At 64.8% G+C, this 17,729-nt stretch carries 19 protein-coding genes; 6 read left to right on the forward strand and 13 right to left on the reverse strand.

What is annotated here, in order from left to right; all coding sequences use genetic code 11:
* Positions 1-89: 89 nt before the first annotated feature.
* The 3 genes from QQK63_RS02455 to QQK63_RS02465 form a co-directional block, all read right to left on the reverse strand.
* Entirely contained in the window at positions 90-500 is a 411-nt protein-coding gene (locus tag QQK63_RS02455) for a DUF6497 family protein (RefSeq protein ID WP_277827790.1), read from the reverse strand.
* Positions 500-910: a RidA family protein gene (locus QQK63_RS02460; RefSeq protein WP_277826650.1), complete on the reverse strand. Its 411-nt coding sequence runs from the start codon at positions 908-910 to the stop codon at positions 500-502. Before QQK63_RS02460 ends, QQK63_RS02455 begins: the two co-directional genes overlap by 1 nt.
* Before the next feature lie 64 nt (positions 911-974).
* Entirely contained in the window at positions 975-2,507 is a 1,533-nt protein-coding gene (locus QQK63_RS02465; protein ID WP_277826652.1) for an acyl-CoA carboxylase subunit beta, read from the reverse strand.
* Positions 2,508-2,748: 241 nt separating this feature from the next.
* On the opposite strand from QQK63_RS02465, the gene QQK63_RS02470 reads away from it, so the two are divergent.
* The 4 genes from QQK63_RS02470 (at position 2,749) to QQK63_RS02485 (ending at position 6,357) form a co-directional block, all read left to right on the forward strand.
* Positions 2,749-3,102 carry a DMT family protein gene (locus QQK63_RS02470; protein WP_277826654.1) on the forward strand — a complete coding sequence of 118 codons (354 nt, stop codon included), beginning with the start codon at positions 2,749-2,751 and terminating at the stop codon, positions 3,100-3,102.
* Between the two features lie 75 nt (positions 3,103-3,177).
* On the forward strand, positions 3,178-4,392 hold the full coding sequence (locus QQK63_RS02475; protein ID WP_277826656.1) for a multidrug effflux MFS transporter: 1,215 nt from the start codon (positions 3,178-3,180) through the stop codon (positions 4,390-4,392).
* A 59-nt stretch (positions 4,393-4,451) separates the two neighbouring features.
* Positions 4,452-5,846 carry a helix-turn-helix domain-containing protein gene (locus QQK63_RS02480; RefSeq protein ID WP_277826658.1) on the forward strand — a complete coding sequence of 465 codons (1,395 nt, stop codon included), beginning with the start codon at positions 4,452-4,454 and terminating at the stop codon, positions 5,844-5,846.
* A gap of 55 nt (positions 5,847-5,901) precedes the next feature.
* Positions 5,902-6,357 (forward strand): SRPBCC family protein, encoded by a 456-nt coding sequence (locus tag QQK63_RS02485; protein ID WP_277826660.1) that lies wholly within the window; start codon positions 5,902-5,904, stop codon positions 6,355-6,357.
* Between the two features lie 44 nt (positions 6,358-6,401).
* On the opposite strand, the gene QQK63_RS02490 is transcribed toward QQK63_RS02485, so the two are convergent.
* The 10 genes from QQK63_RS02490 to serS all read right to left on the reverse strand — a co-directional run bounded on the left by QQK63_RS02490 (position 6,402) and on the right by serS (position 15,267).
* Complete coding sequence (locus tag QQK63_RS02490; RefSeq protein ID WP_277826662.1) at positions 6,402-6,638, reverse strand: HP1242/YdcH family protein; 237 nt, start codon at positions 6,636-6,638, stop codon at positions 6,402-6,404.
* A 90-nt stretch (positions 6,639-6,728) separates the two neighbouring features.
* Entirely contained in the window at positions 6,729-7,421 is a 693-nt protein-coding gene (locus tag QQK63_RS02495) for an HAD family hydrolase (RefSeq protein WP_277826664.1), read from the reverse strand.
* 153 nt (positions 7,422-7,574) lie between these two features.
* The gene (locus tag QQK63_RS02500) at positions 7,575-8,477 is read right to left on the reverse strand and encodes a DMT family transporter (RefSeq protein WP_377134537.1); all 903 of its coding nucleotides are present in this window, start codon (positions 8,475-8,477) and stop codon (positions 7,575-7,577) included.
* Between the two features lie 67 nt (positions 8,478-8,544).
* Entirely contained in the window at positions 8,545-9,150 is a 606-nt protein-coding gene (locus tag QQK63_RS02505; RefSeq protein WP_277826669.1) for a LysE/ArgO family amino acid transporter, read from the reverse strand.
* Positions 9,151-9,288: 138 nt separating this feature from the next.
* Positions 9,289-10,398, reverse strand: coding sequence for a peptidoglycan DD-metalloendopeptidase family protein (locus QQK63_RS02510; protein ID WP_277826671.1), 1,110 nt, complete (start codon positions 10,396-10,398; stop codon positions 9,289-9,291).
* A gap of 155 nt (positions 10,399-10,553) precedes the next feature.
* Entirely contained in the window at positions 10,554-11,204 is a 651-nt protein-coding gene (locus QQK63_RS02515) for a protein-L-isoaspartate(D-aspartate) O-methyltransferase (protein WP_277826673.1), read from the reverse strand.
* Positions 11,201-11,986, reverse strand: coding sequence for a 5'/3'-nucleotidase SurE (gene surE, locus QQK63_RS02520; protein ID WP_277826675.1), 786 nt, complete (start codon positions 11,984-11,986; stop codon positions 11,201-11,203). Before surE ends, QQK63_RS02515 begins: the two co-directional genes overlap by 4 nt.
* A gap of 142 nt (positions 11,987-12,128) precedes the next feature.
* The gene (locus tag QQK63_RS02525; RefSeq protein ID WP_277826677.1) at positions 12,129-12,929 is read right to left on the reverse strand and encodes an FkbM family methyltransferase; all 801 of its coding nucleotides are present in this window, start codon (positions 12,927-12,929) and stop codon (positions 12,129-12,131) included.
* 324 nt (positions 12,930-13,253) lie between these two features.
* The gene (locus QQK63_RS02530) at positions 13,254-13,982 is read right to left on the reverse strand and encodes a tryptophan-rich sensory protein (protein ID WP_277826679.1); all 729 of its coding nucleotides are present in this window, start codon (positions 13,980-13,982) and stop codon (positions 13,254-13,256) included.
* Positions 13,975-15,267 carry a serine--tRNA ligase gene (serS, locus tag QQK63_RS02535; protein WP_277826681.1) on the reverse strand — a complete coding sequence of 431 codons (1,293 nt, stop codon included), beginning with the start codon at positions 15,265-15,267 and terminating at the stop codon, positions 13,975-13,977. Before serS ends, QQK63_RS02530 begins: the two co-directional genes overlap by 8 nt.
* Before the next feature lie 447 nt (positions 15,268-15,714).
* Here serS and yajC point away from each other — a divergent pair, with 447 nt between their 5' ends.
* Both yajC and secD read left to right on the forward strand, forming a co-directional pair.
* On the forward strand, positions 15,715-16,002 hold the full coding sequence (yajC, locus tag QQK63_RS02540) for a preprotein translocase subunit YajC (RefSeq protein ID WP_277826683.1): 288 nt from the start codon (positions 15,715-15,717) through the stop codon (positions 16,000-16,002).
* A 58-nt stretch (positions 16,003-16,060) separates the two neighbouring features.
* Positions 16,061-17,728 (forward strand): protein translocase subunit SecD, encoded by a 1,668-nt coding sequence (secD, locus tag QQK63_RS02545; protein WP_277826685.1) that lies wholly within the window; start codon positions 16,061-16,063, stop codon positions 17,726-17,728.
* Position 17,729 lies beyond the last annotated feature (1 nt).

The raw sequence follows: 17,729 nt of genomic DNA on the forward strand, positions 1-17,729 counted from the left end.
GGCTTTTCCACACGCCGTGCGGCGTTGTGGCCTGCCTGCATCAGACCCGAGTCCGCTTGGAGATCGTTCCGCAACATATTGTGGAAACATCAGAAAAGCTCCCAGATGCAGTCAGGCCCAACCAGCCTGTATTGCTCGAAAACCTGCAAGATGGCGGGGTCGGGGGCGCCCCGTTCGACGGGCGCGGCCATCATCTCGACCACCACGATATCGGGGGTCATCGAGACCGAAGCGGCGGCGGGCTGGCCCCATGTCGCACAGGCCCAATCCATGTCCGCGCGCAGGGCGAAAGGGTCGCTCAGCGCCCGCTCGAGGCTGGGCGCGACAAGCCGCACCACCGCAAGGCTTTCGCCGGACCACGGGTTTTCCTCGAAAACCAGCGCCTCAAGCATCACCGCCATGCCCGATGGGGTCATCACCTCGCCCAAAGGCCAAGGATCGGCCAGCGCGGCCGCAGGGCCAAGCGCCAAGGCTCCGACAAGACCAAGGGCGGGGAGCATCACGGGCGCGCTCCCTCGGGGCGGCACGCCACGCAGTCGATCTCGACCAAGGCCCCCACGGCCAAGGCCGTGACACCCACCGTGGTCCGTGCCGGGCGGCGGTCGGGGGGGAAGAAGCTTTGGTAGGTCTCGTTGAAATCCGCGTAGTCGCGTTCGAATTCCGTCAGGTAGGCGCGCATCTGCACCACGTGGGACAGGTCTAGCCCCACACCCTTCAGCACGATCTCGAGGTTGCGCATCACCGCCCGCGTCTGCGCCACCACGCCGTCGGGCAGCGGCGCGTCAGGGGCGGCGGGGTCTGTGGGCATCTGTCCGGTCAAAAGAACCCAGCCATCCGCCTCGACCGCATGGGAAAACGGCGCGACGGGGCGGGGGCCACCGGTGATCATGTGAAAGATGGGGTCGGTCATGCATGGCTCCGTAGGGTGGGCAATCTGCCCACCATTCCCGGTGAGGTGGGCAAATTGCCCACCCTCACAACGGAATGTTGTCGTGCTTTTTCCACGGCATCTGCTTGCGCTTGGTCCGAAGCTGCGCAAAGGCCCGGCAGACCCGCTTGCGGGTGGAGCGCGGCTGGATCACCTCGTCGATGAACCCGCGCTCGGCCGCGACGAAGGGATTGGCGAAACGATCCTCGTATTCCTTGGTATGGGCCGCCGTCTTTTCCGCATCGGCCAGATCGCCGCGGTGAATGATCTCGACCGCGCCTTTTGCGCCCATCACGGCGATCTCGGATGTCGGCCAAGCGTAGTTGATATCGCCGCGCAGATGTTTCGACGACATCACCACATAGGCCCCGCCATAGGCCTTGCGGGTGATCACCGTCACCTTCGGCACCGTCGCCTCCCCATAGGCAAAGAGCAGTTTCGCGCCGTGCTTGATGACCCCGTTGTATTCCTGACCCGTGCCGGGCAGGAACCCCGGAACATCGACAAAGGTCAGCAGCGGGATCTCGAAACAATCGCAGAACCGCACGAACCGCGCCGCCTTGCGGGCGCTGTCGATGTCCAGAACGCCCGCCAGCATCATCGGCTGGTTGGCGACCACACCCACGGTCTGCCCCTCCAGCCGGATGAAGCCGGTGATGATGTTTTTCGCGAATTCTTCCTGGATCTCGTAGAAATCCCCCTCGTCCGCGACCTTCAGGATCAGTTCCTTCATGTCGTAGGGCTTGTTGGGGTTGTCGGGGATCAGCGTGTCGAGACTTTCCTCGATCCGGTCCGGGCTGTCGTAGAAGGGGCGGACGGGCGGCTTTTCGCGGTTCGACAGCGGCAGGAAATCGACCAACCGCCGCACCTCGGCCAGCGCCTCGACATCGTTCTCGAAGGCGGCATCGGCCACGCTCGACTTGCGGGTATGGGTGGTGGCGCCGCCCAATTCCTCTGCCGTGACCTGTTCGTTGGTCACCGTCTTCACCACGTCCGGGCCGGTCACGAACATGTAGGAGCTGTCCTTCACCATGAAGATGAAGTCGGTCATGGCAGGGGAATAGACCGCGCCGCCCGCGCAGGGGCCCATGATCATGCTGATCTGAGGCACCACGCCCGAGGCTTCGATGTTGCGCTGGAACACCTCGCCATAGGCGGCAAGGCTCGAGACGCCTTCCTGAATGCGCGCGCCGCCCGAGTCGTTGATGCCGATCACGGGCGCACCGTTCTGCATCGCCATGTCCATGATCTTGCAGATCTTGGCGGCGTGGGTTTCCGAGACCGATCCGCCCAGAACAGTAAAGTCTTGTGAAAAGACATAGACCATGCGGCCGTTGATCGTGCCCCAGCCGGTCACGACGCCATCGCCGCGCGGCTTGGATTTCTCCATCCCGAAATCGGTGCAGCGATGGGTAACGAACATGTCGTATTCTTCAAAGGACCCTTCGTCGAGCAACAGCTCGATCCGTTCCCGAGCCGTCAGTTTGCCCTTGGCATGCTGCGCGTCGATCCGCTTTTGGCCACCGCCCAGCCGCGCTTCCTCGCGGCGATGCTCGAGCTCTTGCAGGATGTCCTTCATCCGTCTCCCCTTCCGGCTGGTCTGGCCCCTTGTCCCGCACAGCCATAGCGCGGGCGGAGCCGGGTTGTCGCTGACCCTAAGGCCGCAGGGCATGCGCAGGCGAGTCCGAAAGCGCATATTTGCAAATATGTTTGCCGTGCTTTGTGGAATTTCGCAAAATTGCGAAGCGCCCCGATGCGGCCTCTCGCCGTGATCCCCGCGTCGCGATACACCGGCACATCATCAAATCCCGAGTGCCGCCATGCCGCAGATCCCCGTGCCCGTCACCACCATCGGCCTGCTCATCCTGTCCAACATCTTCATGACCTTCGCATGGTATGGTCATCTGAAATTCAAGACGGCGCCGCTTCTGGCGGTGATCTTCATCAGTTGGGGTATCGCCTTTTTCGAGTATCTCTTGCAGGTTCCCGCCAACCGGATCGGGCACGGCCATTTCTCCGCCGCCGAGCTCAAGGCGATCCAAGAGGTCATCACCCTGACCGTTTTCGGCATCTTTTCCGTCTTCTATCTGCGCGAGCCGCTGGCGTGGAACCACCTCGTGGGGTTCGCCCTTATCGCGGCCGGTGCTTTCTTCGTGTTCCATCGCTGGGCTTGAGCGCACAGGCCCCCGTGCGGCCCCGCACGTCGCACGGGCTGGACCCGGCGCGCGCTTCGGCCTAATTCCGTTGCCATGGCAACAATCTCTCCGGTGCGGTTCCTCGACCGCGCGACCCCGCCCCATATCTTCACGCTGATCGTTCTGACGGGCCTCGGGGCCTTGTCGATGAACATTTTCCTGCCGTCGCTGCCGCAGATGACCGAGCATTTCGCGACGGATTACCGGCTGATGCAGCTGTCGGTCGCGCTCTACCTCGCGGTGAATGCGGCTCTTCAGATTCTGATCGGCCCGATCTCCGACCGCTACGGGCGGCGGCCCGTGCTGCTCTGGGGTGTAGGTATCTTCCTTGTTGCCACCTTGGGATGCCTTCTTGCGCCGAACATCGAGGTCTTTTTGGTTTTCCGCATGTTGCAGGCGGTGGTCGTGGTTGGGCTTGTTCTGGGGCGCGCGGTGGTGCGCGACATGTATCCCGCCGATCAGGCAGCCAGCCAGATCGGCTATGTCACCATGGGCATGGCCGTCGTGCCGATGGTGGGGCCCGCGATCGGGGGCGTGCTTGACGAGGGCTTCGGCTGGCAGGCGAATTTCTGGCTGCTTTTCGGTCTCGGGGTTCTGGTCCTGATCCTCATTTGGCGCGATCTGGGCGAAACCGCGCGCACCACGTCCAGCAGTTTCGCGGCCCAGTTCCGCGAATATCCCGAGCTTTTGGCCTCGCGCCGCTTCTGGGGCTATTGCCTTGCCGCGGCTTTCGCCTCCGGGGCCTTCTTCGCCTACCTGGGCGGCGCGCCCTATGTCGGTTCCGAGGTGTTCGGCCTCTCGCCCGCCGCCGTGGGCCTGTATTTCGGGGCGCCCGCCTTGGGGTATTTCTTCGGCAACTGGATCTCGGGCAAATACTCGGTCCGCGCGGGCATCAACGCGATGATCCTGTGGGGCACGATCATCTCGGCGGCGGGGCTCGTCGCGTCGCTCTTGTTGTTCTTGATGGGGTTCAAGACCGCGCTCGTCTTCTTCGGCTTCATGACCTTCGTGGGCCTTGGCAACGGGATGGTGCTGCCAAATGCCACTTCGGGGATGCTGTCGGTGCGGCCGCATCTGGCGGGCACGGCAAGCGGGCTGGGCGGCGCGATCATGGTCGGCGGCGGCGCGGCGCTGTCGGCGCTGGCGGGCATCATGCTGACAGACGGCAACGGGGCCTATCCGCTGATCTGGATCATGCTTGTTGCCTCCATTCTGGCCGTTCTGTCGATCCTCTACACCATCCGCCGCGAGCGTGAGGTCGAAGGCTGAGCCTTGCGCCAAGGTTTGCAAAGCGTCAAACTGACCTTGCAAACCCAATCGGAGGCGCGATGTCCCCCGCCAAGCTCTATGTCGGGGCCAAGCTGCGCGAGATCCGCACGCGCCTTGGCCTGACGCAAAAGGATTTCGCGGCGAAACTGGCCGTATCGCTGCCCTATCTGAACCAGATGGAAAACAACAACCGCCCCGTCTCCACCGCCGTGGTTCTGGGGCTGGCGCAGGAATTCGGCGTCGATGTCACCGAATTGCGCGCAGGCGATGCGGAACGGCTCGTCTCCGACATGCGTGAGGCGCTGGCCGATCCGGTCTTTGTCGATGCCGCCCCGCCGCTTGCGGACCTCCGGCTTGCGGCCTCAAACGCCCCCGCACTCGCCCGTGCCTTCCTCGACCTGCACCGCGCCTATCGCCAAACGCATGAACGGCTCGCCAGCCTTGATGAAGCCTTGGGGCAAGATCGCCGCGCCGCCCCTTCCCCGTGGGAGGAGGTGCGCGATTTCTTCCACTATTGCGACAATTACATCGACGCCGTCGACCGCGCCGCCGAACGCTTCGCCGGGCAGGCCACGGGCGATCTGGCGGCCCATACCGAAACCGTTCTGGCCGCCATGGGCATCACGCTCAGGCTCGAGGCGGGGCAGGGCGTGCGCGCCTATGATCCCGCAACCCGTGTCCTGACGCTCAGCCCCCGTGCGGCACCCGAAACCCAACGCTTCCAGCTTTTGCACCAATACGCGCTCTTGGGTCAGGCCCAGCTGATCGAGGCAACGCTCGATCTGGCGCGGTTCCAATCCGACACCAGCCGGGAAATCGCCCGCATCGGCATGGCCAATTATTTCGCGGGCGCAGTGCTGATGCCCTATACCCGTTTCGCCAGCGCCGCGCGGGAAACGCGCCATGACCTCGAACGCCTGTCGATCCAGTTCGGCGCCTCCATCGAACAGGTGGCCCATCGCCTGTCCACGCTGCAAAGGCCCGGCGCCAAAGGGATCCCCTTCTTCTTCGCCCGCGTGGATCAGGCGGGAACGGTGACAAAACGTCATTCCGCCACGCGTCTGCAATTCGCCCGTTTCGGCGGGGCCTGCCCGCTTTGGAACGTGCATCAGGCTTTCGAGACGCCCACCCGTTTCCTGCGCCAACTCGCAGAAACGCCGGACGGGATGCGCTATGTCATCATCGCCCGTGACGTGTCGAAATCGGGCGGGGCTTGGGGAACGCCCACGCGCCGTTTCGCCATTTCGCTCGGCTGCGAAGTGAAACATGCCGCCGATCTGGTCTATGCCGACGGGCTGGACCTCGACCGCGACAACGCCTTCCAGCCGATCGGGATATCGTGCCGGATCTGCGACCGCGCCCAATGCCACCAGCGCGCCGTCCCGCCCTTGGAGCGGCATCTGGTGGTCGATCCGAACCGGCGCGGCACGCTTCCCTACGAGATCGGGCGTTGACGCAGCCGCCCCCCGGCCCCTAATTCTGACCCTATCGGCAGGGAGGAAACCGACCATGGAAATGCACGCCACCCGCACCATTGCGGCCGACCGGATGAAAGTCTGGGCCGCGCTGAACGATCCCGAGGTGCTCAAGGCCTGCATCCCCGGCTGCTCGGAATTGACCGGCTCGCCCGAGGAAGGTTTTTCCGCCGTCGTCACGCAGAAGGTCGGACCGGTCAAGGCGACCTTCCGGGGCGAGGTGACGCTGTCCGATGTCGTGCCGGGCGAGGGTTATACCATCTCGGGCGAGGGCAAGGGCGGCGTCGCGGGGTTCGCCAAGGGTGGCGCGCAGGTGCGCCTCAGCGATGCCGAGGGTGGTGGAACCGAGCTGCATTACGATGTGGAGGCCAAGGTCGGCGGCAAGATCGCGCAGCTAGGCTCGCGTCTGGTCGACAGCTTCGCAACCCGCATGGCCGACCAGTTCTTCGAACGCTTTCAGGCCCATGTCGAAGGGCCGGGCCACGTCTGAGGACAGGGGCGTGGGCGGGCCGTATCGGGCCCGCCCTGCGGATGTCACTTCGACAGGATCGTCGCGATTTCGTCCTTCAGCGCCAGACGTTCCTTGCGCATCTTCTGATCGGTGAAATCGTCGACCGGATCGACCCCGCTCTCGGCGCGATGCACGGCGCGGTTCACATCGTGATAGGCTTCGAACAGCCGGGCGAAATGCGCGTCGGTCGTTTTCAGCGCGTGGATCTTGTCGGCGTGCTGGGGGAATTCCTCGGCCAGTTCATGGGGTGTGTGCGACATGCGTGTCTCCTTGCCTGTGGTCCATGTGTTCGCATGGACACTAGGCCGGTGGGCCGCACCCCGACCTTGAGCCAGATCAACCCGCTGCGCTCATTCCGCCGCCTCTTGGCTTTCACCGCGCCACGCGGCGATCAACGCCTCTGGCCCAAGGGCATGGGTGACGGTGATCCCCTCGAAGTCTTCGGGCTCGGTCTCTGCCAGTCGTCCGGGAAAGGCGAGTGTCCGCAGGCCCGCTGCGCGGCCCGCCTGCAAGGCGACCGGCGTATCCACGATGGCCAGCGCTCGCGACGGGCCAAGGTTCAGGGCGATCAACGCCGCCTCCATCGCCTCGGGGTCCGGGGCCATGCGCGTCACATCTCCGCGCAGGATGGCCACGTCGAAGGGCACGCCACCCCGCGCCCGTGCCGTCGCCATCAGCAGCGCCCGCACGGGTTCCATGTCGGACCGGCTGACCAGCGCCAATTTCACGCCGCCTCGCGCGGCCCAGTTCATCACACGTGCCACCCCGGGACGCAGCGGTACGCCACCCGCAAGCATCGTGGCGAAATGGTTCTGATGTGTGTGGTCCAGCAGTTCGGCATCCACGATCTGGCCCAGATGGGCGGCATAGCGCGCCGCCAGCTGCCTGTCGCCGCCCGGGCGCATCAGCTCGGCATAGGTATCCCATGACCAGCTCCACCCAATACCATGCGTCCGAAACGCCGCGTTCCAGGCGGCCCGGTCCAATTCCGCCACCTCGGCCAAGGTGCCTATACCCCCGAAGATCAGCGCTTCCAGTGTCATGAAATCCTCCGCTCACGACGATAGAACGCCCGCTGCCGATGTAATCGAAATGACAGACCGCAGATCGCTGCGCTGCGGCAACGCGCTTTGATCCCGCCCTGTGCGGGGGAGTGCATGACTGCACAATTTGCAGGCGAAAGGAAAAAGCCGCGATCAGGTTGCGGGTGCATCCGGCGGCGGCGTGATCGCGCGTTTGCGCCGCGCCTCGCGCCATGTCACGACGCTGATGGCCGCGATGATCATGGCACCGCCAAGCATGACGAAGACATCCGCCGCCTCCCCGAAGATCACGACGCCCAGAAGCGTCGCCCAGATCAGCTGCAGAAAGGTCACCGGTTGCGTCACCGTCAACGGTGCCTTGGTGAAGGCCAGCGTCATCGTGTAATGCCCGGCCGTGGCGAACATCGCCGTCAGCGACAGCCAGCCCAGCTCGCGCCAACCGATCGGCACCCAGACCGCCAGCGCATAGGGCAACAGAACGGCAGGCACCACGACCGACAGCATGAAGACGACCACTTCGGGCCGCGCGCGGTCTGACAGCACCTTGGCCATGAAATAGCTGCCCGCCATGAAGACGGCGGTGAACAGCATCGCGACATGGCCGATGTCGATCTCGCGGAACCCGGGCCGCACGATCACAAGCGTCCCAAGAAACGCCACACCCACCGCGCCGATCCGCCACGGGCCCAAACGTTCTTTCAGAAGAACTATGGCCATCAGCATGACGTAGATCGGGTTCAGGTAATTCAGCGCTGTGACATCCGCGATGGGAATGCGGGTCATGGCAAAGAACCACAAGATCACCGCGACCGCGTGGCATAGCCCCCTCAATCCGAAAAGACCCCAAGTGCGTTTGTCGATCACGGCGGCGCGCACGGCGGGCCACATCGGGATCAGGAACACGATCCCGAGGGCATAGCGCAGAAAGGCGGATTGCCCGGCGGGGACATGGGTGCCGACCATCTTGACGCTGGCCGTCACGGCGACAAAGCACAGGCCCGTGACGATCATCCAGACGATCCCCGCAACGGGCCGCGCGGCCGGTCGTGTGGTCAAACTGGGGCTGTCTGTGGGCGCGGCCATGCCTGTGACATGGCTCAGCCGTACGGGAGTGTCCAGCCGGTCACGCCCCAAGCACCAGTTTGATCGCCAGTGCCAGCATGGTCACGCCCACGACGGCATCAAGCGCGCGCCACGCCGCAGGCCGGGCAAAGACCGGCGCCAGCATCCGCGCCCCGTAGCCAAGCGCCGCGAAGAACAGGACCGAGGCCGAGAGCGCCCCCGCGCCAAAGGTCCAACGATCCGCGCCATAGGTGGCCGCGATGGCTCCGATCAGGCCCACAGTATCCAGATAGACATGCGGATTGGCCCATGTGAGCAGAACCGCCGTTCCCAGCGCGGCGCGCAGGCTTTGCTCCGCCCCGGTGCCGGTCTCCAGTGCGTCCGTCTGCATCCATGCCGCGCGCAAGCTGCGCAGGCCGTAGATCACGAGGAAAGCCGCGCCGCCCCAGCGCATCGCCTCGATCGCCCAAGGGGCGCGGCTGGCGATAGCCCCGAACCCCGCCACGCCGGAAAAGATCAGGATCGCTTCCGACAGGCAGCAGACCGCGACCACCGCGCCCACATGCGCGCGCCGCAACCCCTGCCGGAGCACGAAGGCATTTTGCGCCCCGATGGCGAGGATGAGCGACGAGGACAGGGCGAAACCTGCGATCAAGGCGGCGGACATGGAGGCTCCGGCTGAGAGGGCAGGACAGCGGTTAATGACCCCTCACTCTTTCGTCCAGCGAACAAGATGCCGGTAACGGAGGTTAACCGCGCACAGGCTCCGCAGCGCCCCTTCGGCGCGCTCAGGGTCGCTTCGATCTCAGGGCAGGTATTGCGTCGGGTTCACCGCTTCGAATCCCCGCCGAACCTCGAAATGCAGGAAGGACGGATCGCCCGGCCCGACCTCTGCGATGGTCTGGCCTTGGGTCACACGGTCGCCACGCGCGACGCGGATGTTGCGGATATTAGCATAGACCGTCAGCAACCCGTCGGAATGGCGCACTACGAGGATCGGGATCTGGTCGGTGTCCTGCGTGATCGCCGCCACTTCGCCATCGCCCGCCGCACGCACCGCCGTTCCGGTCGCGGCCCCGATGTCGATCCCTTCATTGCCCCGCCCGTAGGGCCGGATGATGCTGCCGGAAACCGGCTGGATGAACCGCGTCGATGGGGCTGCCTGCGCGGCGGGCGCGGGCGCCGGTGCGGGCGTCGTGCCACGCTCGGGCAGGGTCGCTTGCTGGATCGGTTCGGGCAGCGGCGTCGCCGAAGAAGGCGGCAGCGGGGCGACCGACGCGCCCGGCGTGGCCGGGCCTGTGCGGGCCGCCGCCTCTTCGATCACCAGCGGGATGATCAGGTACTGCCCCTCGCGGACGGACAGGTCGGGGCCAAGCCCGTTCCATTCCGCCAAAGCGCGCACCGACACGCTGTAAAGGCGCGCGATCGAATAGGCGGTCTCGCCGCGGGCGACGCGGTGGCGCACCGGTTCCGCTCCGCCCTGCACGCTCAAGGGTTGGGCGGCCGACGGCGCACCCTGCCGCGCCTCGGCGGCGTCGATCGCGCCAGAGGCGATGGCGGCGATATCGCGCCCGCCCGGCGCGCCCCCCGGCGTCACGCGACGGGGCAGGGCAAGGATCTCGTCGGCGCGCAGCACATCGGTGGCTTGGCGTCCATTGAACCGTGCCAGCTCCTCGGCATCCATCCCGATGCGCGCAGCCACGGAGCCGACGGTATCGCCCCGGCGCGCGACGGCGACCTGGTAGCTTTCGTAGGTGATGAGCCCATTGGCATCGGGTTCGGGGCGCGGCTCGGTCGCCACGGCGCCGCGGGTCGAGATACGGTCGGGCCGCAGGTCGAAATCGAGGTCCGAGGCGACGCAGCCCGCCAGAAACGGCAGACACAGGCAAAGGGCGATCAGATGGGCGCGGCGCATCGCTCGGGTTTTCCTCAACGTCTTGGCCGGTCTCGAGCTCGGCCTTTACCTTCTACGGACCCCTCGTCTTGGGGCGCTCGTCCTGTTGAGCCTGTTCTACATCGAAACCGGGGATCGGATAAACCCCCGCAGCGGGGAATTGGCGAAGGTGCGCCTCACTCGCGCGGCAGGCCGTCAAGCAATGGCACGAAGCGGACCGGCATGATCTCGGCATAGTCGAAGCCGCCACCATCCGCGCGGCGCGTGACCTTGATCAGGCTTTGCACGGCATCCGACTGGCCGACGGGAAGAACCATGATCCCGCCCGGCTTGAGCTGCTGCAACAGCGGCCCGGGTGGATCCTCGGCCGCCGCGGTGACAAGGATCCGGTCAAAGGGTCCCTGATCGGGCAGGCCGAAGCTGCCATCGCCCGTCAGCACGGTGATATTGGTCAGGCCAAGCGCTGCAAAGCGCGCCTCGGCCTCGCGGGTCAGGGTGCGGAACCTGTCAATCGTGTAGACCCGGCGCGCCAATTCGCCAAGGATTGCCGCCTGATAGCCCGATCCGGTGCCGATCTCGAGCACGGTATCGCGCGGCTGCACGTTCAGCGCCTGCGTCATCAGCCCGACGACCGAAGGCTGGCTGATCGTCTGACCCGAGGCGATGGGAAGCGGCATGTCGTCATAGGCGCGACCGGCGAAATGCCCCTGGACGAAGGCCCCGCGATCCACCGCCTCCATCGCCTTGAGGACGCGGCTGTCGGTCACGCCTTTCTGGCGCAACTGAAACAGGAACTGCATCTTGCGCGTGGCGTCCTCGGGCGTCATTCCAGCGCGGCCCTCAAGGCATCGAGACGGTCGTGGGCGGTGAGGTCGGCGCGCATCGGCGTGACAGAGATATATCCATCGAGATTGGCATGGGCATCGCTGCCCGGTTCGGTCGGGATATCCTGACGTCCGCCCTTGATCCACAGGAACCGCCGCCCGTTGGGCGCGAGATGTGGCTCGACCCCGAAGCGCGTTTCGCGGCGGAACCCTTGCGTGGTGACGCGGGTGCCGCGCACCCCTGCCGCGGGCAGGGGCGGAAAGTTCACGTTGTAAAAGACGCGGTAATCGTCCTCATCCCAATGGCCACTGTCCAGAAGCTTGCGGATGACACCCGCCCCATGCACGCGTGCCGCCTCGAACCCGTTGTCGAGCGCGAGGTTGCCGGGGCCGTAGTATTGCGACAGGGCGATGGCGGGCAGGCCCTGCAACGCGGCCTCCATCGCGCCGCCGATCGTGCCGGAATAGAGCACGTTTTCGGCCGCGTTGTTGCCCCGGTTCACGCCCGAGAGGACCAGATCGGGCGGGCTGTCGCGCAACACGTCATAGACGCCTGCCAGCACGCAATCGGCGGGCGAGCCTTCGGCGGCGAAGCGGCGCGGGGCCAATTCCGCGATCATCGTGGGATGGACGTAGGAGATGCAATGCCCGACCCCCGATTGTTCGAAGGCGGGCGCAACCGTCCAGACCTCGCCCCCGGCGCCCGCGATCTCGGTGGCGATGGCATGCAGCACCTCGAGGCCCGGGGCGTTGATGCCGTCGTCATTGGTGATGAGGATGCGCATGGGATCGTCCTGCCGGGTGTCGGGGCTGGTCCCGGGTCTAGCGGCTGGGGACCAGCGCGGCAAGCGGGAGGCGGCCGATGGGGGCTTTGCTCACCTCGCCACTTGATACAAAGGGCTTCATCTTCCTGTAGCCCGTCTTGTTTCATTTGAGCGTCGGGAGAAGGTCCACATAGTTTTCGACCTTCTCCGCGCCGACACGTCCACGGTCGACCAACGTGTTAATGCATCGCAGAGACAGATCGTAACTCTCAAAAACGGAATCTGCGCAGATTGCCAGATGCTTGAGCTGTTCATCCGAGTAGTTTTTGTCTTCAAGGAAATTGCGAATGAAAACAGCGTCTCCGTCGATGAGTTGGTTTTTGTTCTTCTTCGGGTCGAGCCGCCCGGAGTGGCGCGACCGCAGGTGTCGCGCCTTTAGAAACAGGAACTTGGTGAATTGGAACCCCAGTCGTTCGAGAACTGAGGCCTGATCATGGAACAACGGTTGGTTTTCATAGAGCCGAATGAACGATACCTCTGAAATGATGGCGACTGCGTCCCTCAAGGATGCGGCACCGCCTTCAAACACGTCCACCTCGCTGCCTTGGACATCTATCTTCAAAAGGTCGATGCCGGGAATTCCGGTCACATCATCCAGTTTCGATGTTTCCATCTCGATGGTTTCAACGACGCGCATATGGCTGTGAAAGTAATTCAAATAGCCGATCGTGGTTTGAGACGGTGGAAGAAACGATGTGAAACCGTCACTTTCACAAACGCGCAAAAGCCCTTTGTCTCCGCTGCCGATGGCGTCAGGTAAATAGCGTTCGTGAGGCGTTGCCGTATCCAGCAACTTCGCCAATGCCGCCTTCTGAGGCTCGACCCCCCAGACCTCACATGCACCAGCGTCGATCAGATTTTTGTATGGAGACACGCCATTGATTGGATTGGCGCCAATATCCACGATGCGCGTTCGCCGTTCGGGGCGCAAGATTTCAAGTAAGAGATGAAGGCGTCGAGAAGTACCGTTCATACGTACACAAGCACACTAAAAACCAGGCGTTATCGTACTCTGATCTTGCGCAACAAAGCTGAGCTTTGCGGGTTTCCGGGAAAAATTCCATAGGGAAAATCAGGATCGTTTCCCGCGACATGCTGCAAGAACTGGCGTCCAGCCGTGCACCGCTCCCGGTTTCTTTCGGACGCTTGGGTGCACCCATAGAGGCTTAGGCCGATGCCCAACCAAGCGTGGCGATACACCCGGTATGTTTGAGAAACGGGGAAGGGATCAGGCGCGCGATTGGCGGAGGGCGAGGGCCACAAGGACCAACGCGCCCAAACCAGCGGCGAGGCCGAAGGTGGTTGCGCCATTTTCGGCGAGGACGCCAGCCAGCGCCCAAGCGACCGCGATGGGATAGGTCATCACCCGCAGCCGCAGGGTGAGAACGATCGCCAGACCCAATGCCGCGACCAGCAGAACCCAGCTGAGCGCCGCGGGACTGCCCCAGCCGTAGCCCATGGCGACGGTGCCCGTCGCGACGCAGGAGGCGGCGGTGAGCCAACCGGCATAAAGGCCGAAGGGAAGCGCATTCCACCCCCGGTCTCGGGCAGGTGCATGGGCAAGCGCCCAGAGCGCGCCGCCGAGCATCAGCCAGATCAGGACCGTGGCCATCACAGGCGCGCTGAGCGCGACGGCGATCCAGCTGGCCCCGATGGCAAGGCTGACGAAAGCGCCCCAGCGGCCCCGGTCCCAATCGGCTGCGGTGTCGCGGCGGAGCAGCCCGTAGCCTGCCGAGGCGAGCAGCCAGAGATAGATCACGCCCCAGATCGAAAAGGCCCAGCCTGCCGGTTGGATCGGCGGATCATCGACGGGGATCGGCAGTTGTGTCGGATCGAAACCTGTGAAGGGCTGCGAGATCAGCGGCGAGACGACGAAGGCCACGGCAGCAACAACCAGCAGCACCGCCTTGAGCTTGGCGCTGTCCTGCGGATCGTCGGGGTGTTCCAGATCAGGCAAGCTGTCCCTCGGGCGTGATATGTGTCTTGCCTCCCATGTAGGGATGCAATGCCTTGGGCAAAAGGACCGAGCCATCGGCCTGCTGGCCGTTTTCCACCACAGCGATCAGGCAACGGCCCACGGCGAGACCGGAGCCGTTCAACGTATGGACGAAATCCGGCTTGCCGCCGCCTGCAGGACGGAACCGGGCGTTCATCCGCCGCGCCTGGAAATCGCCGCAGGTCGAGACGGAGCTGATCTCGCGATAGGTGTTCTGCCCCGGCAACCACGCCTCGATGTCATAGGTTCGGCGCGCGCCAAAGCCCATGTCGCCCGTGCAGAGCACAACGGTTCTGTACGGGATTTCAAGGCGTTCAAGGATACCTTCGGCACAGCCGAGCATCCGCTTTTGTTCGGCGTCGGACTGATCGGGATGGGTGATCGAGACCATCTCGACCTTTTCGAACTGGTGCTGGCGCAACATGCCCGCCGTGTCGCGACCGGCCGATCCGGCCTCGGAGCGGAAGCAGAGCGAATGGGCGGTGAAGCGTTTGGGAAGGTCGGCCTCGTCAAGGATTGCGCCCGCGACGAGGTTGGTCAGCGAGACTTCGGAGGTGGGGATGAGCCACCAGCCGTTCGTTGTCTCGTAGCTGTCTTCGCCGAACTTGGGCAGCTGGCCGGTGCCGAACATGGTCTCGGATCGCACGAGAACGGGGCCGTTCACTTCGGTCAGGCCGTTCTCAAGTGTATGAATATCCAGCATGAATTGCGCCAGCGCGCGGTGCAGGCGGGCGATGGCACCTTGAAGGACCACGAAGCGCGAGCCCGAGAGTTTCGCCGCCGTCTCGAAATCGAGGCCATGGGAGACGCCCGCGATTTCGAAGTGTTCCTTGGGCTGGAAATCGAAGGCGCGCGGATTGCCCCACCGGTTGATTTCGACGTTGCCGGTCTCGTCCGCGCCCTCGGGAACGTCGTCCGCGGGCAGGTTCGGGATGGTGGCCAGAAGGTCGCGGAGGGCTGCGTCCTTTTCCTTGGCCTCTTCTTCAAGCCGGGCGATTTCTTCTTTCTTGTCAGAGACAAGCGCGCGGAGGCGTTCGAATTCCGCGTCGTCGCCGCGGGCCTTGGCGGCGCCCACGTCCTTGCTGGCGGCGTTGCGATCGGCCTGCGCGGTCTCAGCCGCGAGGATGCAGGCGCGGCGCGCCTCGTCGAGCGTGAGGATGGCGGCGGATTGGGGCGGCAGGTTGCGGCGGGCGAGGCCCGCGTCGAAGGCTGCGGGATTGTCGCGGATGGCGCGGATGTCGTGCATGGGGCCCTCGTCTGGCGCTGTCTCGGGGCGGGGTATGCCAGAGCGGGGGGCGGGGGGAAAGGGGGCGGTGGCGCTGTAGGGATTGTGTAAGGAAGCTGTAGGGAATGCGTCGTGTATCGGGCGTTACCATTGGGCGCACGGAGAGGGGCGGTTGGCGGTGGGTTGGTGCGGGGGTGTGGGACGCAGCGGGCTCTGGCACGGCCGACGATAGGGGTTTATGGGCGGCGTTTCGTGGGCAGATTGCCCACCCTACGGATGGTGGAGCGCGCACCCCGGGAGCCGGGGGTTGTTGCTGCGGGGTGTCGCGCCCATCTGGGGCTTGCGTGCCTTGCCTTCGACCAGACCCGAAAGTAGGGTGCGCCGAATTTCGACTGGGGTGCGTGTCCGCGTGCCTCATCCGCCAAAACGATCCGCCTCGAGATCCGCCAAAAAGGACCGCGTCTGACCATGGAAGCTTTCGCCCAGTTCGTCCCCCTTATCCTGATCTTCGTGATCATGTGGTTCCTGCTGATCCGCCCGCAGCAGAAGAAGGTGAAGGAGCATCAGGCTATGATCGCAGCGCTTCGCCGGGGCGACGAGGTCGTGACGGCGGGCGGGCTGATCGGCAAGATCACCAAGGTCAAGGACGACGCCGAGGTCGAGGTCGAACTGTCGACCGGCGTCAAGGTCCGCGTCCTGCGTCCCACCATCTCGCAGGTCCGTTCCAAGACCGAGCCCGCTGCCGCCAACGATTGATCCCGTGGGGGCGGTTTGCGCCCCGTCGGACCAGGAGCTTCGGAAAGGGCCCTGAGCGATGTTGCAGATCCCGCTGTGGAACCGGCTGATGATCATTGTCGTGGTGCTGGCGGGCCTGTCGCTCGCCATGCCGAACCTGTTCTACGACCGGGTCGAGCGGCACAATGACGCCGTGGCCGCGATCGAGGCCACGGGGGCCAGCACGGATGCGCTGGAGGCCGACCGGGCGCTTTGGCCCGATTTCCTGCCCTCGACGCTGGTGAACCTTGGCCTCGATCTGCGGGGGGGTGCGCATCTGTTGGCCGAGGTGCAGGTCACGGATGTCTACGAGGCGCGCATGGACAGCCTGTGGCCCGATGTCCGTGACGCGCTGCGTGATGCGCGCGATCAGGTCGGCACGATCCGGCGGCAGGATGCGCCGCCCGGCGAATTGCATGTCCGCATCAGTGAACCCGCCGGGATCGCGGCGGCCGTCGCCGCCGTGCGCGAACTGGCGACGCCCGTGGTGGGCCTGACCGGGATCGCCGCGCCGACGCTGGATGTGCGGGGCGAGAATGACGTGGTGATCGTCACCCTGTCGGAGGCCGAGCGGCAGGCGACCGATGACCGGACCATGCAGCAATCCGTGGAGATCGTGCGCCGCCGCGTCGACGAGGCCGGCACGCGTGAGCCGACGATCCAGCGGCAGGGGTCGGACCGTATCCTGATCCAGGTGCCGGGCATCGGATCGGCGCAGGAATTGAAAGACCTGATCGGCACCACGGCGCGGCTGACCTTTCACCCGGTCGTCCGCCGCACCACAGACCCGGAGGCGCGTGTCGATGCGCGCGAGATCCTGTTGCCGTCGCTGGACGAGCCGGGTGCCTATTACGTTCTGGAACAGACCCCGGTCGTGACGGGCGACGATCTGGTCGACAGCCAGCCTGCCTTCGACCAACAGACCGGGCAACCGGCCGTAACCTTCCGGTTCAACCCGTCGGGCGCGCGCGATTTCGGCGATTATACCGCGGCCAATATCGGTGCACCTTTTGCCATCGTATTGGACGAGGAAGTCATCTCCGCCCCTGTCATCCGATCGGCGATCACCGGCGGGTCCGGGCAGATCACCGGGAATTTCACGGTGGCGGAATCCACCGAACTGTCCGTGTTGTTGCGCGCGGGCGCATTGCCGGCTGAGATGGTGTTCCTCGAGGAGCGGACCATCGGCCCCGAACTGGGCGCGGACAGCATCCAGGCGGGCGAGATCGCGGCGCTGGTCGCCTTTGCCGCCGTGCTGGTCTTCATGGTGATGAGCTACGGGTTGTTCGGTGTCTTTGCCTCGGTCGCCCTGATCCTGAACGTGGGGTTGATCTTTGGCGTGTTGAGCCTGATCGGGGCCACGCTGACCCTGCCCGGGATCGCGGGGATCGTTCTGACCATCGGGATGGCGGTGGATGCGAACGTGCTGGTCTTCGAACGCATCCGCGAGGAATTGAAGACCGCCAAGGGCCCGGCGCGGGCCATCGAACTGGGCTATTCCCGTGCGCTGTCGGCCATCGTGGACGCGAACCTGACGACCTTCATCATCGCGGTGATCCTCTTCGTTCTGGGCTCGGGCCCGGTGCGCGGGTTCTCGGTGACGCTGGGGATCGGGATCATCACGTCGGTCTTCACCGCGATCTATGTCACCCGCCTTATCATCGTGACCTGGTTCGACCGGGCCCGCCCAAAGACAATCGAGGTCTGAT

Source organism: Roseicyclus marinus, assembly GCF_030163795.1.
In the GTDB taxonomy this organism is placed as follows: domain Bacteria; phylum Pseudomonadota; class Alphaproteobacteria; order Rhodobacterales; family Rhodobacteraceae; genus Roseicyclus; species Roseicyclus marinus.

Excerpts from the sequence above, each read along its gene's own strand:
- QQK63_RS02510 (WP_277826671.1), bottom strand. The coding sequence starts at position 10,398 with ATGCGCCGCGCCCATCTGATCGCCCTTTGCCTGTGTCTGCCGTTTCTG.
- QQK63_RS02495 (WP_277826664.1), bottom strand. The coding sequence starts at position 7,421 with ATGACACTGGAAGCGCTGATCTTCGGGGGTATAGGCACCTTGGCCGAG.
- QQK63_RS02515 (WP_277826673.1), bottom strand. The coding sequence starts at position 11,204 with ATGACGCCCGAGGACGCCACGCGCAAGATGCAGTTCCTGTTTCAGTTG.
- secD (WP_277826685.1), top strand. The coding sequence starts at position 16,061 with ATGTTGCAGATCCCGCTGTGGAACCGGCTGATGATCATTGTCGTGGTG.
- serS (WP_277826681.1), bottom strand. The coding sequence starts at position 15,267 with ATGCACGACATCCGCGCCATCCGCGACAATCCCGCAGCCTTCGACGCG.
- QQK63_RS02460 (WP_277826650.1), bottom strand. The coding sequence starts at position 910 with ATGACCGACCCCATCTTTCACATGATCACCGGTGGCCCCCGCCCCGTC.
- QQK63_RS02490 (WP_277826662.1), bottom strand. The coding sequence starts at position 6,638 with ATGTCGCACACACCCCATGAACTGGCCGAGGAATTCCCCCAGCACGCC.
- surE (WP_277826675.1), bottom strand. The coding sequence starts at position 11,986 with ATGCGCATCCTCATCACCAATGACGACGGCATCAACGCCCCGGGCCTC.
- QQK63_RS02470 (WP_277826654.1), top strand. The coding sequence starts at position 2,749 with ATGCCGCAGATCCCCGTGCCCGTCACCACCATCGGCCTGCTCATCCTG.
- QQK63_RS02475 (WP_277826656.1), top strand. The coding sequence starts at position 3,178 with ATGGCAACAATCTCTCCGGTGCGGTTCCTCGACCGCGCGACCCCGCCC.
- QQK63_RS02455 (WP_277827790.1), bottom strand. The coding sequence starts at position 500 with ATGCTCCCCGCCCTTGGTCTTGTCGGAGCCTTGGCGCTTGGCCCTGCG.
- QQK63_RS02485 (WP_277826660.1), top strand. The coding sequence starts at position 5,902 with ATGGAAATGCACGCCACCCGCACCATTGCGGCCGACCGGATGAAAGTC.
- yajC (WP_277826683.1), top strand. The coding sequence starts at position 15,715 with ATGGAAGCTTTCGCCCAGTTCGTCCCCCTTATCCTGATCTTCGTGATC.
- QQK63_RS02465 (WP_277826652.1), bottom strand. The coding sequence starts at position 2,507 with ATGAAGGACATCCTGCAAGAGCTCGAGCATCGCCGCGAGGAAGCGCGG.
- QQK63_RS02480 (WP_277826658.1), top strand. The coding sequence starts at position 4,452 with ATGTCCCCCGCCAAGCTCTATGTCGGGGCCAAGCTGCGCGAGATCCGC.
- QQK63_RS02505 (WP_277826669.1), bottom strand. The coding sequence starts at position 9,150 with ATGTCCGCCGCCTTGATCGCAGGTTTCGCCCTGTCCTCGTCGCTCATC.